This is a genomic window from Posidoniimonas polymericola, assembly GCF_007859935.1.
Lineage (GTDB): Bacteria > Planctomycetota > Planctomycetia > Pirellulales > Lacipirellulaceae > Posidoniimonas > Posidoniimonas polymericola.
Window position 1 is genome coordinate 279,961 of the sequence record NZ_SJPO01000007.1, and the last position, 22,974, is coordinate 302,934.

At 64.4% G+C, this 22,974-nt stretch carries 18 protein-coding genes; all 18 read right to left on the reverse strand.

The genetic code is table 11. The features are described from left to right. Window positions 1-93 precede the first annotated feature (93 nt). The 18 genes from Pla123a_RS15690 to Pla123a_RS15775 all read right to left on the reverse strand — a co-directional run bounded on the left by Pla123a_RS15690 (window position 94) and on the right by Pla123a_RS15775 (window position 22,539). A complete protein-coding gene (locus Pla123a_RS15690; protein WP_197528015.1) occupies window positions 94-1,260 on the reverse strand; it encodes a radical SAM protein in 1,167 nt (388 codons plus the stop codon). A gap of 64 nt (window positions 1,261-1,324) precedes the next feature. Next, a complete protein-coding gene (locus Pla123a_RS15695; protein WP_146588629.1) occupies window positions 1,325-2,200 on the reverse strand; it encodes a 4Fe-4S dicluster domain-containing protein in 876 nt (291 codons plus the stop codon). Between the two features lies 1 nt (window position 2,201). Beyond that, window positions 2,202-2,594, reverse strand: a complete 393-nt coding sequence (locus tag Pla123a_RS15700; RefSeq protein WP_197528016.1) for a hypothetical protein — start codon at window positions 2,592-2,594, stop codon at window positions 2,202-2,204. A gap of 42 nt (window positions 2,595-2,636) precedes the next feature. Continuing rightward, window positions 2,637-3,734 (reverse strand): GTP-binding protein, encoded by a 1,098-nt coding sequence (locus Pla123a_RS15705; protein WP_197528017.1) that lies wholly within the window; start codon window positions 3,732-3,734, stop codon window positions 2,637-2,639. Beyond that, a complete protein-coding gene (locus Pla123a_RS15710; protein WP_146588631.1) occupies window positions 3,728-4,207 on the reverse strand; it encodes a glycine cleavage system protein H in 480 nt (159 codons plus the stop codon). Before Pla123a_RS15710 ends, Pla123a_RS15705 begins: the two co-directional genes overlap by 7 nt. A 541-nt stretch (window positions 4,208-4,748) precedes the next feature. Further along, on the reverse strand, window positions 4,749-6,257 hold the full coding sequence (locus tag Pla123a_RS15715; protein WP_197528018.1) for a PEP-CTERM sorting domain-containing protein: 1,509 nt from the start codon (window positions 6,255-6,257) through the stop codon (window positions 4,749-4,751). A 25-nt stretch (window positions 6,258-6,282) separates the two neighbouring features. Beyond that, on the reverse strand, window positions 6,283-9,573 hold the full coding sequence (locus Pla123a_RS15720) for an alpha-amylase family glycosyl hydrolase (RefSeq protein WP_231956496.1): 3,291 nt from the start codon (window positions 9,571-9,573) through the stop codon (window positions 6,283-6,285). A gap of 122 nt (window positions 9,574-9,695) precedes the next feature. After that, complete coding sequence (locus Pla123a_RS15725; RefSeq protein ID WP_146588638.1) at window positions 9,696-10,130, reverse strand: carboxypeptidase-like regulatory domain-containing protein; 435 nt, start codon at window positions 10,128-10,130, stop codon at window positions 9,696-9,698. Then, the gene (locus tag Pla123a_RS15730) at window positions 10,127-10,690 is read right to left on the reverse strand and encodes a hypothetical protein (protein ID WP_231956498.1); all 564 of its coding nucleotides are present in this window, start codon (window positions 10,688-10,690) and stop codon (window positions 10,127-10,129) included. The genes Pla123a_RS15725 and Pla123a_RS15730 overlap by 4 nt, the downstream gene beginning before the upstream one ends. Before the next feature lie 13 nt (window positions 10,691-10,703). Beyond that, on the reverse strand, window positions 10,704-11,792 hold the full coding sequence (locus Pla123a_RS15735; protein WP_146588642.1) for a DUF1559 domain-containing protein: 1,089 nt from the start codon (window positions 11,790-11,792) through the stop codon (window positions 10,704-10,706). A gap of 118 nt (window positions 11,793-11,910) precedes the next feature. Beyond that, on the reverse strand, window positions 11,911-12,879 hold the full coding sequence (locus Pla123a_RS15740) for a hypothetical protein (RefSeq protein ID WP_146588644.1): 969 nt from the start codon (window positions 12,877-12,879) through the stop codon (window positions 11,911-11,913). Between the two features lie 148 nt (window positions 12,880-13,027). Beyond that, window positions 13,028-14,788, reverse strand: a complete 1,761-nt coding sequence (locus Pla123a_RS15745) for a hypothetical protein (RefSeq protein WP_146588646.1) — start codon at window positions 14,786-14,788, stop codon at window positions 13,028-13,030. After that, window positions 14,785-15,375: a sigma-70 family RNA polymerase sigma factor gene (locus Pla123a_RS15750; RefSeq protein WP_197528019.1), complete on the reverse strand. Its 591-nt coding sequence runs from the start codon at window positions 15,373-15,375 to the stop codon at window positions 14,785-14,787. The genes Pla123a_RS15745 and Pla123a_RS15750 overlap by 4 nt, the downstream gene beginning before the upstream one ends. Before the next feature lie 383 nt (window positions 15,376-15,758). After that, window positions 15,759-17,024 (reverse strand): SLC13 family permease, encoded by a 1,266-nt coding sequence (locus Pla123a_RS15755; RefSeq protein WP_197528020.1) that lies wholly within the window; start codon window positions 17,022-17,024, stop codon window positions 15,759-15,761. Between the two features lie 528 nt (window positions 17,025-17,552). Then, window positions 17,553-18,293: an SGNH/GDSL hydrolase family protein gene (locus Pla123a_RS15760; RefSeq protein WP_146588651.1), complete on the reverse strand. Its 741-nt coding sequence runs from the start codon at window positions 18,291-18,293 to the stop codon at window positions 17,553-17,555. Between the two features lie 377 nt (window positions 18,294-18,670). Further along, on the reverse strand, window positions 18,671-20,011 hold the full coding sequence (locus Pla123a_RS15765; protein WP_146588653.1) for an alpha-L-fucosidase: 1,341 nt from the start codon (window positions 20,009-20,011) through the stop codon (window positions 18,671-18,673). A 199-nt stretch (window positions 20,012-20,210) separates the two neighbouring features. Then, on the reverse strand, window positions 20,211-21,944 hold the full coding sequence (locus Pla123a_RS15770) for a hypothetical protein (protein WP_146588655.1): 1,734 nt from the start codon (window positions 21,942-21,944) through the stop codon (window positions 20,211-20,213). 40 nt (window positions 21,945-21,984) lie between these two features. Continuing rightward, window positions 21,985-22,539, reverse strand: a complete 555-nt coding sequence (locus Pla123a_RS15775) for a sigma-70 family RNA polymerase sigma factor (RefSeq protein ID WP_146588657.1) — start codon at window positions 22,537-22,539, stop codon at window positions 21,985-21,987. Window positions 22,540-22,974: the final 435 nt, after the last annotated feature.

Genomic DNA, 22,974 nt, shown 5'->3' on the forward strand with positions numbered 1-22,974 from the left:
CTAGGAGTTGGGGCGGAGCGGTGTGCGGCGGACGACGCCGGCGAGCCCCTTCGGCGAGCCAAGGTCGGCGAGCGGCGTCCCCTCGGGGGCACGCTAGGTGTAGGCTCCGAAACCAAAGTACCAGTACTTCTTAGCGAATCGGTAGAGCCACTGCTTCTCTGGCACGGTGTGCTCTGGGTTGTGCTGGCTGACGCGGGGTTCCAGCAGGTCGAGCTCGGCTAAAGCCGTGCCGCGCTGGGTGGTGTCGCCGGCGCTGTGCCGGTTGACCAGGTCGCGCACCAGGTCGGGGCGTTCCAGGACCACGCACCCGCGGGTCGCCTCGGCGGAGGTCCGGCGGAAGTCGTCCAGGAACTCCGACTTCGTCATGATATCGTATACATCCGGCCCGTCGTGAATGGTTTCCTTCGCAAATTGTATAATTGGGCACGGTTCGATCGCGCCCGAAGGACCGATGTGGTGGCTGATGCCGGTCGCCATCGGGCAGAGCGCCTCGCCGCGGTCGTCCCAGTAAGGCTCGACTATGCCGATCGCGGCTTTGGTCCGCATTTCGACGATGAACTTCCGGAGGTTCAGCAGCTGTTCGGGCGTGAGGGCCAGCTCGGGCGTGGGGCTCGGTCCGACCACCCTGTACGCATGGAACCAGACGTAGTGGACGCCGAGCTCGATCAGCCGGTTGAGCCACTCCTTGCTGACCAGATCGTAGTTGGTCTGGCAGATGCTGCTCGCAACGCCGACGATCAGCCGGTTGCGGACACAGTTTTTAACACCCTCCATGGTCTTGTTCAGCACGTCGCGTCCGCCACGGCGCTCGTCGCTAACGACCTCCGAGCCCTCGATCGAGATCAGCGGCGTGGCGTTGCCGAGTTTGCGGAGCTTCTTGGCGACCTCGTCGGTGATCAGCTGCCCGTTGGTGAAGATCTGGAAGTAGCAGTCGGGGTGGCGCTCGAGCAGCTTCAGCAATCCCGGGTGCATGAACGGCTCGCCGCCGAGCAGCCCGAAGTAGCTGTTGCCCCGCTTCTTGGCGTCGGTGACCAGCTTATCGAGGTCTTCGAGCGAGATCATCTGCCGCGGCGATGCGACATCTACCCAGCAGCCCTGGCACCGCAGCTGGCAGCTGTTGATGATCGAGATGAACAAGAACGGCGGGAAGTGCTCTCCCTGCTTGAGCCGCTTCTTGAACTTCTGAACCGACCGCATCCCCTTGTAGCCAAAGTTGTAGGCAAACTTCCACAACGCCCGCTTGTCGGTCGTGAGGAGCATTCGTGCAGCGATTCTAGCAACCATCGTCGGCGTGTTCTGGGGGCGGGGGTGAGGGCGGTGAGGACTAGTTCGCCGGGTTGTTGGCCGCGTTTTTAGCTAGGGCTTCTTTGGCGCGCTGGGCCGCCTGCCTGGCCTTCAGTTGGATCTCGTCGGCGCTGGGCAGGCTGGAGAGCACCTCGGCGGGGATCTCGAGGTCGCCCATGCCGTCCTTGAGTTTCTTCAGGCAACGCTGCCGTTCCTTCAGCGCCCGGTCGTCGTCGCGTTCTTTTGAGAACCGCGACTTGGCCTTCTCGCTGCGGTCCCGGAGCATCGCGTAGATGTCGCCTCCCAGCAGCGACGAGATGTCGACCTTCATCGCCTCGCGGCGGAGGTCGTCGTCGCTGATCGCGTCGCCGTTGATTGGGCCGGCCTTGTACTTCGGAAACAAGATCGCCACTTCCGGGCAGACCCGCGAGCAGGCGGGGCAGTCGGTTTTGCAGTTGGTTTGGTTCTGGACCTGGATCTTTCCCTCGCCCGAGACGCCGTACACGTCAAACAAGCAGAAGCTCAGACACTGCATGCAGTTGGTGCAGCGGTCGAAGTCGATCACCGGGAACCACGGCTTCCACCCGTCGGCGGCGCCGGCGCCCGTATCGTCGCACAGGCCCTCGACGATCTCGACAACCGCCCCGGGCGCGAGGCCCGTGATGTCGCGGAGGTGCAGCCGAACCTCCGCGTCGTGGCTGTCGATCGTGGGGGGCGTTCCTCCGAAGCGGCCGAGCACGACTAGTTCGCGGTGGCCCTGATCCTCGAGCCGTCCGCCGGGCCGGACGGCGCCTACAGAGTAGCCGCGGTCGAGCAATGCCCGCATCGTTGCGTAACGTTCCTGCGGTTCCACGGGCTGGCTGCCATTCCCCTCGTAGAGGATCACCCGCTGCACACTTTGACTGGTTGAGACCATGCTAGGCGCCGTCCCCCGTAGGCGGTTTCTCGGACGAGCCCTCGGCATCGATCTGCGGGACTGGGGCGCCCTCGATCAGGCAGGCCGCGGCCTGGTCCGCCGAGAGCGTCCGCATGTTCACTACTTCGGCCTGCCCTTCGGGCAGCGGGTGGCCGGCGGCGGAGAAGAGCCACTTGACCGCCCGCGGGTAGCAGGCCGCAATGCGGAGACCAGGCTGCTTGGCGAAACGCTCTAGCGCAGGGTCCTGCTTGGCGGACATCTCACACAGGTCGGCGACCGAGTCGAACGCGACATCCGAGCACGCCAGACGCTCGAGCACGCCGTCCTTGACGTCCGCGGGCACGACCTTGGCGTACGCGCACCTGCAGTAGAGGATTGGTTGGGGGGGACTCATCGTGACTCACTCTCAGCTGAGGCGCGCCGTGTGGTGGGGCTGCTAGGCGTAACGGTGCGTGGGCGTTGGCGGCGACGGTCGGAAGGCTTCGCAGTGAAGGATATCGAACGCGGCGTTCGCGGTGCGCGCCGCCGCGGCGATCTGCTCCCGGGTAATCGCCTCGAGTGCGGCGGGGTCGCCTTCAGCTCGCAGGTTGACGAGCAGCTCTCCTTCCTCGAGCGGCGCAGCAAGGTCGTGAGAACGTTCTGCCTGTCCGCCGTTGAGCACCAGGTTGGCGACCGCCAGGTCATTCCCCTGGTTGGGCGCTAGGGTGGCCTTCAGGTGGGCGACCTCGATGCCGTCGGCGGCGAGCCGGGCGCCGATCGCCGCGATCAGGCTAGAAAGCAGTTGGTTGCCGTCGAACGAATCGCCCCGCAGCGTGGCCGATAGGTTCAGCCAGCCGAGCAACGCTTCGCCTTCTGCGTAGGTTTCATAGTCGACCTTCATTGCGTCGCGGGCACGGGGGGCGTCCGCGGCGATTGCCGCCATCCATTGATCGATTCCGTCGCCCGAGCGTGCCGAAGCACGTACGACCTCGGCGGCGGGGTAGGCGGCCTGGAGGGCTGCGTGCAACTCTTCGAGCTGGCTCGCCTCGAGGAGGTCAACCTTGTTGATGACAATGACGTCTGCCTCTTCGAGCTGCTTGTTGTAGATGTAGTTGACCTTGGGCGAGAACGTCTTGCCGGGACGCAGGCCAAGGAGTCGGCTGGCGCGGATGGGGTCGACCAGCACGCTGAGCGGCGCCACCGAGTAGTCGTCGCCATAGAGTTGTTTGAGTGGGTAGCTCACGGTCGCCTGCAGGTCGGTGCAGCTGCCGACCGGTTCGGCCAGGAACGCGTCGGGCCTTGCTTCCGTGGCTAGCTTCTGGGCCGCCTCGACGAGTGACTGGAAGCGGCAGCAGAAGCATCCGCCACTGATCTCCTCGGTCGGCAGGCCGCCGGAGCCAAACATCGTCGTGTCGACCAGGCCGACGCTCTGGTCGTTTGAGATAAGGCCGACACGGAGCCCCTGGGCGATGAGCCGCTGAGCAACCTCAAGGATGGCGGTTGTCTTGCCCGCTCCGAGGAAGCCGCCAACCATGATATACCGAGCTCTTAGCATGACTTGTCTGGTTGGTTCTGCTGCTCGGCGAGCATCCGGGTGATGGTCGCGTCAAGTATCTCAACGTAGCCGGCGGCGTCCACCCCGTCGACAGGCGGTTCGCCCTCGTACTCGTAGAGCCACCCGCCGTCGTAGGGGTCCTTGTCGACCAGTTGTGGCGCGGCCGCCAGGTTCGGGTTGCCCCTCAGGAAGACTCCCTTTGAAACACAGTAGATGTCCGACAACGCTTTGAAACCCTCGATCCAGCCGATTGGATCTCCCGCCTCGACGGCGTCACTCGGGGAGACGCTAAAGTCGTGCTCTACAAAGTCCCCCAGCATCCGCATCGCGAATTTCGTAAGTCCAACGCGGAACCGCCCACCTTCCTGTCTGGCGAGCCAATAGTGTGACGGCGAGTACAGGTGCGACGTTGGCAGCCGAGTCGAGAAGCGGGTCTGTCGGTAGTAGAGGGTCTCCGCAGGGTCGAAGGGCATCTGGTTGGCGACCGAGGAACGAGTAAGAAACTGAACACCATGCGTTCGATTAGGGGCCGTCAAAACGCTCAGCTTTCCAAGCCTTCAGCCCCTTCTGGCAGGTCGCAACTATGCAACTGCCCTGCTTTTCCGCGGTCGCGACCACGAAATAACGGACATTCAGAGCCAGAATCGCATGATACCAGAAAGCAGCGGTAGAATTCAAAAGCCCGGCCCTGCTGTTCACGGGCTTCTGGGCCTGGGAGACTGCACGCGGTCCGACGCACCAGACGGTCCTCGCTGGTCGAGAAGCCGGCCAGGCCTGCCGACTCCTGCCTTCTGGTTGTGAAAACCGTTTCCAGCAGGACACTTAGGGCGACGCATGGGGGGTAGCGACGGCTGCGGCTGCCTCGGCGGACCGCACCAGTCGCCCTGCGTGCAGAGGCGCCCCTTGTTAATAGTCGAGGTCACCGCAGGCCGCCTAGAGTCAATCGACGCCTGCCTGGGAAAGTTGCAGCCCAGGGCGCCCCGCGGCAGATCCACGCCGGCGCCCCCGATCTTACTAGCTAGGCCATGCGACTGATGGAGCCCGCCGGCGCGTGAGTGCCCCCGTCACCAAGCCCGCGGCGAGCAGGATCACCGCACCCGGCTCAGGCGCAGCCGCCGCTCCCGCGCTGGCCAGCGACGGGAGTGTGATAGTCACGAACTGGTCGCCCGGGATGTCGGCGAGCGAGCCGAGGGGCGGGCCGCCGGCGTTGATGAGCACCTGGTCGAGGTTGGCGTCCTGGAGCCCGGCGCCGGAAAACTGATTCGACATGTAGTCGAATGAGCCGTTGCCAATAAACGCCATCAGCTTGATCTGCCCAGCGGGATTGCCGAGCTCGCTCAGCGGGATGCTGAACTCCAGACCGGTGGTGACGTCCGCCGGGTTGTCGGCCCCATCGGTCGCCCAAGGGAGGCTGCCGCTGCCCGCAACGCCTTGGGTGTTGCTGTTGTCGAACGCCATGCGGAGGTCGGCCGTGTTGAGGTAACCACGATGGTTGCTGCCGTTGTTGACTTCGTCGGCCGCCGCGTCGAGGGCGAACTCAAGCTCCTCGGCGACGCAGCCGTCGCCCTCGTTGTTGGTGCAGCCGCCGTCGCCCATGGCGTAGTTCTTGTCGATCAAATCGCCCTGATTGAGACCCGGGAACGATTCGGCAGACAGCAGCTTCTCAGAGATCTGCTCGGAGCCGTTCTGCGGCGCGTACGCGGTGCCGGAGAGGCCGGTGCTCTTGCCGTAGTTGTTCGCCCAATTGTCGTAGTCGATCTGATCCACAACGCCGTCGTTATTGCCGTCGGCCGCGGAGTCCCCCTCGTCGTTGAGCGAGTCGCGCCACACCGTGTAGTCGGCCGCGTCGATCTGGCCGTTCTGGTTGTAGTCGAACGGAGTGCGGAGCGGGTTCGGCAGCCCACGGTGCGCGAGCTGGTAGCCCAGGCCCTGGACCGCGCCGGCGGACCCCTGGGTGAGGTCCGCCATGTGCGCGTTGACCGCCCAGAACGTGAGCTGCGGCTCGTCGGGGTCGACTGCGCCGCCGCCTGAATCGCGGGCGTTGACGTTCTCAAACCCGTTGCTGAAGACCAGGTAGCGGTCGGCGGTGAAGCCGGCGTCGAAGGTCAGCCCGTCTAGCCGCTGCAGGGCGCCGTCGCCGGGATCGACGCTCGGGTCGGTCTGGCCGCAGCAGAAGGCGTCCATCCCGGTCGGGAGCGAGGCGCCGTTAATCGTGTTCACGCCGCCCGCGGTCGAGTCGATGAAGACGTTGAGCTTATTGTAGTTGGGCTCCAGATTGCCGGCGATCAGCACATACAGTCGGTCGCCCGAGACGGTCGCGAAGACCTGGTCGATCTCCGAACCGCCGCCGCCGTTCACCGGGTCTCCGTTTTGGGCGTCTCCGTAGCCGGTCTTGGTGTTCTGTACCGAGAGCGCGGGGCCGTAGAAGGCCTCGTCGCCGATGAGCGAGCCGTCCATGCTCGGCTGGGCCGAGGCCAGCGACGCGGCGGACAGCAGGATGGCTAGCGAGAAGAGTCGGTTCATCGAAGAGTTCTCCATGAAGTGGATGCTAAATGATTTTCAAGCCGAAGCGGCCGGTTGTCTTAGGACGCGGAACGGCGCCGGTGCTTGCAAGCAAGACGGCCGTGATTGGCAGGACCGACGGCTCCGGCGTGGCCGTGATCGCGTTCCAACGCTCGGGGCGCTCAGAGCCGAAGTTGGAAACCCAGACCTGCAGGTCTTGTTCGTCGACGTCGCCGTCGAAGTCGCCATCGGCCAACCGATCGCCGCGAGAAACGCTAGACCGCCAAACCGTGTAGTCCGCCGCGTCGACAGCCCCGTCGAGGTTGTAGTCGCCCGGGACCGCGCCCAGCAGTTGGGTGACGAACACGCGCGAGTCGGCGGGGCCGGTGGCGCCGTCGACGTTCAAGTCGAAGTCCCAGACGCCCGAACCAAAGTTGGCGATCAGGGCGAGTAGGTCGTCGGTGTCGGCGTCGCCGTCCTGGTCGAGGTCAGCGCGTCGCAGCAGCATGGCGTCGTACTCGGCGAGCACCGCGGCCGACGCGTCGCCGGCCGCTAACGCGGCGCCAAGCGGAATGAGGTCACGGGCGTCGATGAGGCCATCGCCGGTGGCGTCGAGCGTCGCCCGGAATACCGCGTTCTGCGACCGCAATACGGGTTCGAAGCCGCCAAATCCCACGAGGTCGGACACCGTGTACAGGCCGTCGGCGTTGGCGTCGCCAATACCAAGGCCGATTTGAGTCTCTGGGGCATACCCGCTGAGCCGTTGCAGGTTGTGCGTGCCGGTTGGTTCGATCGTCAGAACGGTGATCACGTGATTGCCGTTGGTCACGCCCGACACTCCAAAGGCGAAGCGGTCGTGGTCGAAGTCGCCCGCGAGGCCCTCGCCCGCAGCGGCCCGGTCCAGGTACGCCTGGTCGTCCAAAGCGGCGGGGAAGTCGACGAACACGTGCACGCGTTCGGCGGTCCCGTCTACCGACTCGACGATGATGTCACGGTTGTTGGGGTTCGACGGGTCGACCGCGTAGGGATCGAACGACTCGACCCGCGACTCGGGAGCCAGCCGGTCGACGTAAACGACCTGGCGGAAGTCGGTGAATACCGCGGGGCCGCCGTCGCCGCCGGTCGCCGCGTCGCGGTGTCGGTAGACGCGGCCTTCAAGGTAGTGCCGCCCTTCGGCGAGCTGTGTGGCGTCAATGGTCTGAACGAAGAGGCCGTTGCCCGTTCCGATATTGGCGCCGCCCTGCCAGACGTAGCCGGGGGAGTGGGTCTCGGTGAAGTCCTCGAAGCCGTAGGCGACGCTCCCCGCCGCAACGTGATCGACCGCGCCCGAGCTATTTGCGTCAAGCCCGCCATCAATCTTGAACTGGGCCCGGTCGCCATCGGCATGGGCGTCGCGGATCCCGCCCGGCAGCGTAGCGGCGGTGGTCTCGACGCGGAGCTGAAAGGCGTCGTCGCGGATGACGGTAATATCCGTTAGCCGCGAGACGCCGTTGTAGTAATCGTCAGAGGGGCCGCCGGGACCCCCCTGGCCTAAAATGGGCGCCGAGCCCGGCAGACGCTCCGCCAACGCCTGCCCGTTGGTGTTGGCGAGCCGCATCTCGCCCTGCGGCGCGGCGACCCCGTAAATCAGGTATCCGTGGTCGTGCCGCGCACCGTCGGAGCCCCTGTTGCGGGGCGCACGCACGTCGACCGTGCCGTCGGACTTGACGATCAAGACCTCCGGCAGCTCGCCCAGTTGATCGATCGAGGGATCGGCGGCGTTGCCCGTCAGCTCGACCAGTGGCGTCCCGGGGGTGAAAGCGGTCTGCACGGTGCGGGCGTCGTAGCCGATGTCGCCGCGGTTGTTGAGCACCACCAATGCCGACTTCTCACGTTCGTAGATGAGCAGCTCTTTCTCGTCCGCCACGGGGGTGCGGTCGAGGTAGTTCCCGCGGCCGTGGGTGTTGCGGAGGTTGACTAGCGTCGTGACCGCGTCGCCGTAGACGCCGCCGAGCGCGTCTGGGCGCCCGTCCTGCGGGAACGGACGGTCCTCGCCGAACTCCTTCGCGTTGAGGTAAACCAGCGCCTGACCGGGACGCATCAGCAGGTACGCATGGGCGAGGTCGTTCAACTCGGCCGGGCCGTCGTCGTGGCTCTGGGCAAAGGCCACGCCCTGGGTGCCGTTGTTGGCCAGGCCGTCGTCGACGATGTCGACGCTGCGGTTCTTGATGTTCCGCCAGTCGTTGAGTAGACCATTTTCCTGCAGGTTGTCCCGCAGTGCGAAGAAAAGATTGAAGTCCAATGCGTCGCGGTTGCCGCCGAGCTGCGTGGGGTTGTTGTCGGCGATGTCCTTGCGGATAAAGCTGGCGACGAACTGGTCGGTGTCGCCCCCGGTCTCGATGAACGAGTAGACGTGGTCCGGCGAGCCGTCCAGCAGCGGCTCCTGTTTCGCCAGGTAGGCGCCCTGGTCCAGGTAGTTGAGCACCCACCTCGGGAAGTGCCGGGCGGCGTCAAACCTAAAGCCATCGACGCCGACTTCTTGGATCATCCAGCGGAGGTTGCGGACGAGCAGGCCGGTCGCGTTCTCGGCGTAGGCGTCGCCGCTGAGCGGCGTCTCGGTGTTGAAGTCGTACAGCGTGACGTTGGCCCCCAGCGCAGGGTCCCACACGGTCGTGCCGCCCAGGCCGTGGTCGGGGTAGAAGCGGGCGTTGTTCGGATCGGGGGTATTGGTTGGACCGCGGCTGAAGATGCCGCTCTGGCCCGGGGGGATGTTTAGCGCGTCGCCGGCGTTCACGGGGTTGCGGATGAACTGCAGGTTTTTTTCCTGGGCGATATCGATCAATCCGGCGAGCCGCTCGTACTCTTGACCGCTCCAGCCCAGCGGGTGGTAGTCACCGTCTGGGTCGCCGACGCCGTTGGGGTCGTCGGTCGGGGCGAGCGTGCTGAGGAATCCTGGGTAGCCGCCCGACTCATTCCAGTAGACGTCGTCGGCGGGATCGGATGTCCCTTGACTGTCGAACGTCCGGGAGTCGCTGAAGCCGTTGTGGTTGGCGATGAAGTCGGTGTTAACGCGGAGGCCCGCCGTGTGGGCCTGCCGCACGAGTTGCTTGAGCCCGTTCTCGGTGCCGTAGAGGGTTTCGTTGCGGGGACTGCCGAGGTCGAAGCGGTCGAAGACGTCGTAGCCCACCGACAGGTTGCCCGAGTCGGCCCTGGCCGGTGGCGGCAGCCAGAGCCTGCCGTAACCCGCGACAAAGACATCCGCCATGCGGTCATCGATCGTGTCCCAGCGAGCCTCGAATACCTGCAGGATCGCCGGCTGGGAGGCGTCTTCCGCGAGGGCCGGCAGCGCGCAGAACACCGCCGCCAGACAGCCAACGAGGGGCGCCCAAGAACGGGGATTGCAGAATGTTGGGACCCGATAGTGCATTCGCAGGGGTAAATTCGTGGTGAAGTATCAGCAGCGTCGGCAGCGCGGCGCGCTCAACCACCGGGCTGGGCGGTCGTGAGGTCGAGATCAATCTGGTTGTGGCCCGGCTCGATTGTGTAGGCGAGCCCCGAGGTCTTGCGGTCGCGGTAGTGGTTGGGGGTGAGCTGCTTGCCGGGGGGCGGCGGGCCGCCGGCGTCGTTCGCGGCCAGCTCGCGCTGCTCACGGGCAACGACAGTCACTTGGTACTCGCCCGGGGCAAGCCCCGCCTCTCTGCCGGTGCGGAGCTCGTACTGGCCGGTGGGCTCGATCCGGGCGTACGCGGTCGGGCCATCGGCGACCGGGAAGAACGAGATCGTGCCGCTCTTCAGCGGCTCGCCGTCTAGCGACACGCTGCCAGAAACCGTGGCGTCGTAAGAGCCGCAGCCAACCTGCGTAAGCGCGGCGAGAGCGCAGAGGCACAGGGCAAAGAGTTGGTTGATGCGGCTCATGTTGCGTCCTCCTCTGACACGGTTTCCTCAGGCAAAGTTTCGTCACGGTCGGGCTGGTCTCCCGGAGTATCGGCCGCGGAAGAAGGCGGGTCGGAGCCATCGTCGGCTGACACGGCGTCTGGCGCGGCGTCCAGTTCGAGTGGCAGCAGCTGCCGGCCGCTGCTCACGGTTACACGCAGCGGTGTCGACTCGCGGTCCGCGTAGATCGGTGCGCTCCAGCGGTCGCCCGGGCGGGGCGGGCCGCTCTCGCTGTCTTCGTTGGGCCGCGCGTCCCGCAGCACCACGACCGTCACGACGTACTCGCCCGGCGGGATCGTCGAGGCGTCCGGGTTGTCGCGGTTCCCCTGGCCGACCTTCACGACGTAGCTGCCGTCGCGGTGTATCCGACCGCTTGCCGTCGCGCCGCCGCCCACCGGGTACAACGTCACTACGCCCGACGACGCCAGTTCGCCGCCGACCAGCACCGTGCCCGAGACCGACGCCTCGGGCGATCCATTGCACCCCGACGCCAGCAGCAGGCAGGCGAGGCCAAACACAGAGATTGCTGTACGCACTGCCATGACACTCGGGGAGCTAGGGGAGTGAAACCGCTTCTTCGCCGTTGCGGGTGGCCAGTCCGCGGTAGACACGGGTCTCGATGCTGTCGGTGACAAAGTGAACCGAGCCGTCGGCCATGGCGAAGTTGGCTCCCCCGGGGTGCAGGCTCTTGAACCCGCGGTACCGGTACCACTCGGTGTCGAAGATTGATGAGGTCTCGCCGGGCTGAGTCGGCGAGACGTCAAAGTCAAGCACGTTCAGGGGGATGCCGCAGGTCGCCCAGTCGCCGTCCGAGAAGTACGCCGCGGAGTGGTTGTCCTGCGCGGGCACGGCCTCGCCGACAATGAACGTCTTGCTAGCGCCGTCGGTCACTTTCGCCAACCGCACCGGGCGGAAGTAGCTCACCCGCCAGATAAGCCCGTTGCAGTCGACCGTGTTGTGGCAGTCGTACGAGCCGATGTCGGTCGGCTCCGGTGGGTTGCTGATCGATCCGAAGTCAGATTCGGAGCCCAGCGTCCCCTCGTTATAGCTGCCCGAGACGTCCAAGATCGAGTCGCCGATACAGCCCTTGTAGTTAGTCGTCGCGACCGGTACACCCTTGAAGTACCACTGCACGAGCGACGGGCGCGGGGTGATCCCGTCCGAAGGGCAGGTGATCAACGGCAGTTGCTGTTGGATCTGCTCACGGATGCGGGGGTTGAACATCCCGCGGCCAAACAGCGTGCTCGGGCTGTAGTTGCCGGTGTAGCCTTCGCTCATCGCGTCGTTGAGCGGCTGCTGCTCGATGTAGGGCAGCACGGCCGGTATCCAGCCTCGGCCGCTGTAGCCCGGTCCTCCGTTGCTGGTGCTGAGCGACCCACCGGGCGGACCAACCGGCCGGCGGTAGAGGTCGCGCTCGTCCTCGGGACGGCTCGAGATGCTGGTCGGCAGGCGCCCGAACGTGTCGTGGTAGTTGAGGCACGCTAGCGTCAGGTTCTTGAGGTTGTTTGTGCAGCTCATGCGCCGTGCCGATTCTCGCGCCGACTGCACGGCCGGCAGCAGCAGAGCGATCAGCACGCCGATGATGGCGATGACGACCAGTAGTTCAACCAGCGTGAACCCCCTGGGATCGTTGCGAGATCTCATCCTGTTTCCTCTCGACGCGTGAAGAGTTTGGCGTGACCGCGTGATCGATCTACGTGTGGCGCCGGCCCGACGCGGCCCCAGCAGGGGGCGCGCCGAGCGTCTGGCGTCCAATCTTCGGTTAGCTGCGCCGGCAACGCGCCAGCGGGAGAGCAAACGCCATGACAGCGAGAGTCAGGGCGCACGGCTCGGGCACGACGCGGACCGAGAAGTACTGGTCGCCGGCGAACTGATTGAAGTCGATGCCGGACAGCGACCCGGTGAAGGTTCCGCCGCCATCGCCGCCCAGGTTGCCGGTTCCCCCCGCCAGGCCACCGAGGACCTGGTTGGAGTGGTAGTTGTTGTCGCCGTTCCCGTACGCGGCGTGAATCAGGATCTCGCTCCCCGGGGCGGGGTTGCCGAGGTCGGCCAGCGCGATCGAAAACTCTAGACCAGTCGTCACCGCGGCGGCGGCTACCGGGTCCGCGGCGGCCGTGCCTCCCAGCACTCCAGCCGCGTTGCTGTTGTTGAAGGCAAACTGCAAGTCCTGGGTCAGGGCGCTGCCAACGGCGTTCAGGGAGATGTCACCTGGGGTGACGACGCCCGATTGAACCGGCGTGCCCGCCCCGACCGCCGCCGCCGCCCCATTTCCGTTGACCGTTGCGGAGGTCCCGCCTGCCCGGTCGATGAAATCGACCTCGAATGCGCCGCCGCCCCAGCGGCCGAACAGGTGGTAGTCGGCCTCGAAGCCCGCGTCAAAGGTCAGTCCGCCAAAGTTCTGCGAGACATTCCCAGAGTCGTAGGCCGGCGTGCCGGAGAGCGTGTTCTCGCCGCCCGCCTTCGAGTCGATGAAAACACTCACCTTATTGAAGTTGGGCTCGATATTGCCGGTCAGCGTCACGTACAGACGACCGCCCTGAACCGTGGCGTAGCCCGCGTCGAGCTCGCCGCCCCCGGAGTTGCCACCGGCCGAATCGCCGAAGTTTGTTTCAACGGACTGGACCGCGAGCGGTCCGCCGTAGCCCCCGTCGACCGTTCCGTCGACGGTGATCGCCGCCGAGGCCGGCGATGCAAGTAACGCGCCGGCGGCGAGTAACCTAAGCTTCTTCATGAGCACATCTCCCTTTCAAGTCGTAAACCTGGGTGTGAAGCAACAGACGTGTTCGCGCCCGAAGGGACGCCCCCTGCCTTCTCTTCGTTCGACTCTCGTGGACCGTCGGCGGTGACGCCGGGTGGTCAGCCAGTTCGTGATGAGGTGTTTATTGGTGCGCCAGCAGCGCGGCAAAAGTAGCCGCCATTCTCGGTCCGTCTGTGGGCGAACGCAGGCGGGCCATTGCACGTGACGAGGCGTGGTCCGGCAGGTCGCGTCGACCGGTGGCAGCGTGGAAGACCGTTGCGATCCGCAGCTCGTCGACCTCGTGCAGCTTCGACTGATCGAAGTTTCCGAAGCAGACGCGATCGAACGCAAAGTTGCCCAGCAGCATCCCCGCCGGTTGGCAGACCGACTCGTCGACAAGCGATTGTGGGTTGCGGTACACGGTCGCTGTGTCGCTGTTGTCTTGTCCAAAGTCGATCCGGACCACGATCAGGTTGACGCGGTCCGACTCGGCGCCGAGCTTCAGATAGTTGTCGCGGCCGTAGCCGTTATAGTTGGAGGTGACCCCGTAGCCCGAGCCCTCGGCCCCGTTGCCGATGCAGAGCACGCGGTTGGGGTTGCCGTCGCCGCGGTGCAGCTCAACGCCGTAGAACCCGTCGTCGACCGCCGAGACCCGCTGCAGAAAGCTCAGGTAGAGCGTCTTGCCCGCCGAGCCGACGAGTCGCTGCCCGTCTTGGATCTCCACAAGGCCGGCCGTGTCGAACACGCCGCCGACCGAAGCGGCGAGGGTCCGCCTCACCCGGTTCTGCTGGTCGACCTGGGCCGCCTTGTTGCCGTGCGGGACCAGGGCAGGGTAGTTCAAGCTGCCGCGGCCGACGCGGTTGGTAGGGTCGTCGCCCGGCGCGTCGGCGGTCTCGAGGTCGAACCACGGACCGGCCCAGCCGAAGCCACCGTTCTGCTGCGCAAGCTGGCCGGGCCCGTAGTCGAAGCCCTCGTAGGCGTAGAGCCCGTTCCGCGGGCCCGGTGTCGAGTCGAGCGACCGCACAAACCGGTCCTCGTCCGCTTCGAACACCGCAACCGCGGGGTCGTGCCCCGCCACCCGCACGGCCTGGTGGGCGGTCAGCGTCACCTCCTGCGCGGGCTCTCCCCGATCGTCGATCATCTTCGCCACTACGCTGCCACCGAACACGTGCAGCTCGCCGCCGCCGCTGCGTCCCACCACGACGCCGAAGTCGGCGCCGCCGTGGTCGAATTGCATGCGCCTTGTAGCGAGTGCAAACGGCGCGGAGTCCGCCGGTGCGTGGACCGTTAGCCTCCCGCCCCGCAGCACCGATGGAGAATCGCCCCGGACCAGCAGGTCGCCTGGGCCCTCCAGCAGCAGTTTGGCTCCGCCGGTTGTAGTAATCTCCGCGACGCCAGTGAGCAGTTCGACTCGGTCTCCGTCGGCCAGCTTGGCGCCGTATCCAAGTGCGTTGTCTCGCCAGCGGCAGTTCTGAGTGGCGGTGATCGTGGCGATAGGCTGCTGTGTTTGAGGCGTAATCAGCGCGACCGGCTCGTTTCGCGTCCAGCCGCCGGGCAGCCGCCAGCCCGACAGCAATGCCACCCCGACAAGCGAAGCCGCCAGAGCCGCCCACGCGGCGCGGCTAAGCGACCGGGGGCCAACGCCTGTCGCGGCGCGTGTCCCGGCCGCCACAATCGCGTGCTCCTCCGCGGGGGTGAGCGACTGATTCTGTGCATTGCGGACACGCAGTTCCGCCTCGACGGTCATCCAATCGAGATAGGCGTGCCTGGCGGAGCGGTCTGTCAGCATCAACTCTTTAAGACGCTCCAGCTCCCGCTCGTCCAGCCGCTGGTCACAGCACCCGTCGAGGAGCCCACGCAGCTCTGCAGAGGGGAACGACGCTTCCGGGGGATGGGTGCTCATGCCGCGCCCCCGGTGGTCAGCCGCCGGTCGATGCAGTCGTGCAGCGACCGGCGTATCCTGGCGAGCGCCTTGTAGACGGTGTTTTCCGGGCGGTTCAGCTTGGCGGCAACGTCGCGGTAGCGGGTTTGGGTGTCGCTGTAGCAGGCGGCGATTAGGTCGCGGTCCGAAGAGCGGAGCTTCTGCAGGCACCCGTCAAGGGCGGCACGACGGTCTTCCATAAGAGAGGACCGCTCAATCGCCTCGGCCGCTAGTAAGTTGACCAGTTCCAAAGACAAGAACCGCCTGTCGCGTATCTGCTTCCGCCGGAACGTCAGCACCTGATGGTGGGCAACAACGGCCGCCCACTTGACGAAGTTGGTGCTGAGGTCAAACCGCTCGTACTCCTTCCAGATCACGACACAGGTCTCTTGAAAAACTTCTTCGGCGTCCGCGGCGTTGCCAAGCAGACTGATCAGGTAGGCGTAGAGCCAGCGGTCGTGTGTGGCGAAAATCCTCGCAAATCTAGCGCGGCGTTCCTCTTCGCTCTGCGGTGAGGTTGCCTGCTCTCCGATGTCGTGTGCGTCGACGCGGTCGCGAGGTGCTTCCACTGGTCCGCCCGGTAATCTGGATGAGGTTTTAGATAAGGTGTTCGATTCGCGTGCCTCTACGGCCCTGCCGAAAAGGGGGGCTCGCGGGAGAAGACGCTCACCTATGGTTAGGCGTCCGTTCCACCAGATTGGTATCGAAAAATTTTAGGATCGCCAAGGATGCAGAGGGCCGCAACGCGGCCGACGCAATCTGATCGGGGGTGGGGTTCCTCGTAAGTGGCTGCATGGATTAGTGTTTATGACTTGCCGAGGTCCGTGGCCGTGTCCGCTGATCGGCCCATGGATTCCCCTGCTGGCAGCCGAAGAACGATCCGCCGAGGCGCGCAGGAGTCCGGGGCACGGACCGCGAACGTGTCGCCTCAAAGTGGTGGCGCCGCTTCCCTCTAGTTCCCCAGCAGCCACGTTGCCAGCAGCGTGACGACGACGACCCCAGCGAGGTTGAGCACAAACCCCTCTCTCGCCATCTCACGCATGCTGAGCTTGCCGGCGCCAAACACGATGGCATTGGGGGGCGTCGCGACCGGCATCATGAACGCGAAGCTGGCGCTGATCGCGGCGGGAGCCATTAGGAGGCGGGGTTCGATTCCCGCGGCAGTAGCGGCCGCCGCTAGGATGGGCATCAGCAGGGCGGTAGTGGCGGTGTTGCTAGTGACCTCGGTCAGGAACGTCACGGTGAAGCAGACCGCGCCGATCAGGAGGATAGTGGGGAGCTCAGCGAGCCCCGACACGACGCCGCCAAGAGCGTCGCTGACCCCCGACTCGCTGAAACTTTTTGCGATCGCAATCCCTCCGCCGTACAGAATCAAGATTCCCCACGGAATCTTGGCCGCCGTGGGCCAGTCGAGCAGTCTCGCCCCCTTACCGTTCGGCGCTATAAACAGGGCGATCACCGCCAGCAGTGCAATGCTCGCATCGTTGGCCGAGGGCAGCCCCGCGAGACTGCTCCAACCCCCGAACGGTTCCTTCCTTGTCACCCACAACAACGCCGCGACAGAGAAGATGACAAGGGTCCGCACCTCTTCGGCTCGCCATCTCCCCGCCTGCGGCAACGCTATCTGGTCGTCGCGTGCAACGCTGCGGGTGAGCCAGAAGGCCGCGAGGGGCAGCATTACCGCCATGATAGGCAGCGCCCACCCCATCCACTGCAGGAACGTCGGCTCAACCCCAGTGGTCTGCGCGTAGACCTCCATGAAAAGCAGGTTGGGCGGGGTGCCGATCGGCGTGCCGATGCCGCCGATGCTTGCGGCGTACGTAATGCCGAGGAGCAGCGCCCGGGCAAGATTCCGGTCCTTTGATTGCTGCAGCACCGCCATCGCAATCGGCAGCATCATAAGGGCCGTGGCCGTGTTGGAGATCCACATGCTCAAGAACGCGGCGGCCGCCATGAATCCAAACACGAGCTGGCGGCCGCCCCCGCCGAACAAGTTTACCATCCCGATAGCAATCCTGCGGTGAGCGCCGCTCTTCTCCATCGCCGCGGACAGCATGAAGCCGCCGAGCATCAGTAGCACCAGTGGGCTGCCGTAGGCCTCGCCGACATCCTTGGCGGAGAGCACCCCGACCAGGGGGAAAATCGCTAGCGGCAACAGCGAGGTGACCGGGATCGGGATCGGCTCTGCTACCCACCAAACCGCGCACAGCGTAGTCACGCCCGCCGTCCAGCCTGCGGGGGCTGACCCAAAGCTGCTCGCAACCCACGCGCCAACTGCGATGGCCATCAGGGGACCGCCGATCAGCACCCAATTCACACGCGGACCGCCGCTAGCAGATGGCGGCTCTTGTGGGTGGGAACCACCACTCGGGCGTGCGCTATCCAATGGCTTAGGCTTCAATCGGGGCGAAAAGAAATTCAAATCGCCGAAGAACGATTCAGCTGGGATCGTCGCCCGCTGACACCTGCCCTGTTCAATGCAGGCAGGCCGCGAGGAATCCGGCGCCCCCATTCTAGCGTGTCGGAGCCGGTTCGTGTGGCGCCCAATACGATTCATAGCCAGTGGGCCCTGGCTCGCGGCGCCGCACGCGGGCGAACATCAGTCTGCAGGGCCTGCGTAGCGGTCCGCTAGAGAGGATCGACCAGCGATTGTGCCCCAGAATCCTGGGCGCTTACCGTGCTAATTAGCGTACAGAAGGTCGGTCCGCAGGACGGGTCGCTTGGGTTTCGGGCCTGCTGTGAGCGGCTATTGCTCGCGTCGTTGCGTCGCGAGAGCCAAACGGATCGTATCCGACGCTTTGCCAGCAAGGAGCTTGTATGCCGGTGGCGTCCAGTGAAAACTGTCGCCACGGGCGAGGGTGAGCTTGTTGGCGAGCAGCCCGTAATAGTCGACGACTTCGACGTTCATTTCCTGCATCACCTCGGCCGCCATGCGGTTGTGTTCGACAATCACCGGGTTGATCTCGGGGTGAAGTTGGCTCGGCATTCCCTCGACGGTCACCGGCGTGCTGCTGGCCCAGATGAGATGCGCCTCAGGGAGCTTGTCTCTCAGCACCTGGACGTAGGCCTGCGTGAGTGGTTTGAACCGCCTCTTGGGGATTCGTCCCTCCTGGTAGCCGTGCAGGCCGACATTGAAGAGCACCACATCGTAGGGTCCGCCGAATTCGATCACTTCGGTTAGCGTCTCGTTAAGCTTAGGCGATTGGTAGTGAGGATTCACCCAACTGTCCACGTACGCCTTGCCAGCAAGACTTCCGACCGCGTAGCTGCGGTATCCGTTAAGGATCGAGTCGCCGATCAGCAGCACCCGCGGGCGTGTCGGGTCTTCGACTTCTGATTGGTCAAGGCCCCAGGATTTTCCGTCGGGATGCAGCGCGGGGTCCGACTCCCCGGTGTTCGTGTCTGCCGGCGCCGCGCCCGCGATCACCGGACCAGTAGAGAACAGAGCGGTGAGAAACAACGCCGTCGGAGTTCGAGAGCGGGTCATAGCCGTTACCGATCTAGTAGGAGCGTTTTATTCGTTGTGGTTCAAGTTCAACTTGACGACGCGGGCTAATCGACTTCTTCATTGGTAGCATTAAGAAATTCCGCGTCGGGAACAGGGACTCGCTAGCAGTAGGGTAGTGTTGGAACGCGTGCGAGAGTGGGTTCCACGGTCACTCCTGCCGTTAACTGACGGATCGATTGATGAAGAGCAAGGCGATCGCGTTTTCGACTCTAGACTTGCGGGCTGATGGCGGTCGGTAGTGGCTGTCAGTGCTTTGTTGCTGCCTCTGCAGTTCCGCCGTGCGGTGCGATTCGTCAGCCCGGAGCCTCGTGTGTTTGCACGCGTAGACTTGAAAAGTGCAGCGGCCTCGCGGCGGGCTATCGAGGATCTCCGCCGCTGTCAGGAGTTTGCACTGCTGAGACTTCTAGCACGATCGGATTAGGCCAGCGGTGGTCGTTGTAGAGTCGTTGCGCGCGCACAATTGAGACCGAGAGGCCCTCGGGAGTCTGCTCGAAGCGGGACTGGGCGTCGACGTCGGGCATGTACTCAACGACTTGATCTGACTGCCCGAGAACGCGGACCGTGGTCTCAGCGGTCGCCTGCACGGACCGTAGCAAGAACTCCCGGCGTTCTCCCCGCGGCCAGTCACTCTGTTTGGTGAGAAACGCGAAGACGGTGCCGCCGTCTTTCGACTTGGTGAACCAAACGTCGCCCTCGCGGGTGGTCGCCCAGGGCCTCGTGTTGTAGATCGCCTGGTTGTTGACCGCCATCCACAACGCAATCTCACGAAGCCGGGACTCCTGTTCGATCGGGAGTTGGCCGTCGGGCTTCGGCCCCAGGTTGAGCAGTAGGGCTCCCCCCTTCGCTCGCGTTTCGATCAGCATCTCGATGACCCGCGTGCCCGACTTGTAGTCTTCGTGCGTCGGCTTGTACTGCCACTGCGTGCCCATGGTGAAGCAGGACTCCCACGGGCCTTCCGGGGCGTCGCCGGGGATAAACTGTTCGGGCGTCGGGATGGCCCCGCGTGTAATCAGGCAATCCGGCTGCAGCTGCCAGGCGACGCGTTTCACGGGCTCTGCGCCTTCGCCGTCGATGAAGAGCACGTCGATTGGCCCGTAGTTTGTGAACAGTTCGCGGGTCTGATCCTCAAGGAGTTTTACAAAGGGGGGATGTGTGTCTGGATCGAAGGGCAGGTTCTTTCGGCGAGCCTCGAATCCATTCTCGTGCATCCAGTGGAAGTCTTCTGGTGAATAGTAGATGCCGACGCCCAGCCCCTGACGACGGATGGCGTCAACGTAGTCGCGCACCAGGTCGCGGTGGCACGGGGTGTTCATGATGTTGTAGGGTGTGGTTTTTGTGTCCCACATGCAGAAGCCATTGTGGTGCTTCGTCGTAAACACCACATACTTTGCACCCGCCAGCTTGGCGAGTTCCGCCAGCTCGTCTGGCGCCCAACGGCGGGCTGTGAACGACTTCGGCAACTCATTGTAGTACCAGTCGGTGTACTCCGCCGATGCGCCGACGAGGCTGTGGCTAATAACGCTCCCGACTTGGCTGTCCACGCTCCAGTGCACGAAGAGCCCGAACCCGGCGTCTTGCAGCCACTCCAGTCGTTCTGGCTGGTTATCTCTATTGCTCTCGGGTTGGGCGACCGCAGCGCACGCCGCTGCATAAATGCAAACGCCTAATACGGCTTCTGGGCACATCGTGATCCTCATTACTGCGGGAAAGGCCTCCGAGCAATCTAAACATCGAAGGCCGGTTGGCAGGGGCTGGTTGGCAGGCGGGTGCCCCACTGCAAGTTTGGTGATGCGTAAACGCCCGACGATTCAATGCAAACGGCGGGTTCACGACGCTCCGCTGGCACTGGACCGGTAATACTGCGATCCCTGGCCGCGATCTCGAGACGAGATTCTTCTACTGACTCAAGCGGGCGGCTTGGTTAGGTGGGATTGGATCGATTTCGAGTCGCGCTCCCGAGAAGACGGTGTGGTCATGAAGCGTCTTTCCGAGGTCGGTGGACACCAGCGTCAGGAACCTTGCCTCCGCGGGGATCGGGGCGTCGAAGCGAACGTAGTGACCGTCGTAGCGAAGCCCCGGCATGCCCGCCCGGCCGCTGCTGGCATCGACGCTGAACACCTCACCGCGTTTTACGACCGGAACCTCCACTCCATTGAGGTAGGCAGACAGCACCGTGTGCTCGGTGCTCACCACGACAACAAGGTTCGCAAGCGCGTCCTTCCTGCTGTTGTACGCCGGAGCTTCGCGATCGTTTATGCCCGCCCGATCGCTGACAAATCGCATCGCCCGGCCTCTCAGCGAACCGGCCCTGCGGACTTCATCGAGGTCGAACGTCAGCAACTCGTTCGAAGAGATTCCGATGCCTTCTTCGATCTTCTCTGTAGCGCCCTCGACAGTCAGCTCATAGACGCGGACGATTGGCTGATCCTCGCCTGTCGTGCGGATCGGCACCGACAGCAATGATCGGTAGGTGTCGTTCCCTGGCAGCCCGAGCACCGCGGCGCCCCCGCCGCCGACGCTCACGAAGTTGAACCACACACCGTCTTCTGCTAACCGTACGTCGACATCCAGCCCGCCATCGATCACCGCAGCGACCCCCAGGTCGGTCGTCTCCGCCGCGGCCTGATACTGATCGGTGACCATAGCCTCCGCGAGCGAGGTTGTCGTGCCATCGTCGAACAGGTTGCCCAGGTAGAGCTTGTCGCCGGTGTAACGTCCGGGACGCTGGCCCGGGATGTCTCGTGGGAACTGCTCCTCGGTCGCCAGCGAAATCCGGTCGACAAGCCCAAAATCTCCTAGGAGAGCGGCCTCGCCATCCTCCAACTCGACCGGTTCTCCTTCCAGCCCGCGGTACTGGACAACGGCCGAGCCGAAGGTTGCTCCAGAGAAGACGTGCACCGCTGCGGCGCGGCCTTCCGCCGATCCCGCATCCGAGATGCCCACGTAGCCAGGTCCAACCTGCAGGCGTCCCGAGTTGATCTCGAGATGGAGCGGGGAGGCGCCGGATGGCACGACTACCGAACACGTGCCCGCGAAGAGTTTGCCACCGTGTTCCGACCGCACCTCGTAGACGGCAGGTCCCTGGAGCATGAGCGACACGCCACTCTTGTAGGCCAGCCTCAGCCAGCCTTCGCTGATGCGGATCTGGTCGCCCCCCCGGAGGCCCCGTGTTGGCGGGGTTTCGGGCGCCTCAGAGGTTTGCCAGACAAGGTTGTGGGTGGCGTCGATCTTCGCGACCACATCGTTCTCGACTTCCCACTTCCAGGGGAGAGGGAAGAATCGTGGACCGTTCTGCTGGTAGCCAAGCGTCGCGGCAATAAGTCCAACGCTACCCCCAAGGCCAATCCCTAGGGCGAGCATGGCGGCGGCGGAGCGTGGGATAAAACGGCGGAGGGAGCTAGTCCTGCTGCGGCGTCGCGGCAGCGGCAAGACCTCCGCGTCGGGGAGCTCGGACTGGACTTCCTTGCAGAAACTGGCCGCCTGCTTCCTGGCCACCAGATCGGCGCCCAGCAAGGACAGCTCGCAATAGAGTCGCTGGGCGTCCTGATTGGACTTCAGCGCGTCCTCGAGTTCCGTGACCTCGACGTCCGTCAACGGGGCGTCAAAGCTGCGGTGGATTAGCGCACGCAAGCTGGCGGGAACCGAAGGGTAGTGGCTGGGGCCATTCACGCTAGGACTCGGCGGAAAGGGACTTCTGCATGCATCGCAATAGGTTCTCGCGGATGCGTCGCAAAGAATTACAGACACTCGACTGCGAGCGTCCCAGAAGCTCAGCGATCTGCAACGAACCTAGTCCGTGCGCGTAGCGGCACTCTACTAGGTTGTTATCGCCGTCGGGCAGTTTATTCAGGCAGTTTGTGAGTGCGTTGCTGCGGTCTAGGCTGGAATCGCTTGTTAGTTCGCAGATCGTGTGCCCGAGTTGCTCCATCAACTCCTGATCGAAGTAGACGCGACTCCGGCGACGGTACCGCTTGAAGTTCAAGGTCTCGTGGCGAGCGATCGTCGCGGTCCAACGGAAAAAATTGGTTTGAGTGGCCGCGGCAGTCTCGCAGCCGTCGCCGACATCAGTGTCGAAATCGCCAAATTTCAGCCAAGCGGTAACCGCGGTTTGCTGAAGGATATCCTGCGCGTCGGCGGAGTTGCGAACGAGCCCGAGCACGTACCCGAACAAGCGGAGCTGGTTCGCACCGAAGAGCTCGGCAAAGAGTTCTTCTTTCGCAGACATCGATCCATCCTCTCGCGAAGAGTATTTCGGATTCTGATTGGCGACCTCCCGTGTTCCGCCTGGAAGCACGCTGGCGTCGTAGGGTTAAGGTCCGCCCGCCCCGGCTTTTCACCGGAAATTCTTTTCACACCGGCTGAATGCGTTAAGCCGCATTGAGGCGAGCAGGCGGTTGCGGGCGGAAACGCCGGGGCCGACTGCTGATTTGAACGTTGCCGCGACCGCCGCCCTGCCGCAAGTTATTTATCGCGTGCGAGTTGGAGCCGACACAGGAAAAAAATGTCGCGATGACAGTGAAAATAGCGCACGGTCGGACCTAAGTACCCAGACGAATGTCTGTAAACTCCTCTTGGTACTAGCTTTTCGCTGTTTTTCTTTTCGCCACCTCGCGTCGTGAGAGGACGCCTGGGCCCGGGTGCCTACGCTCGAGTATTTGAT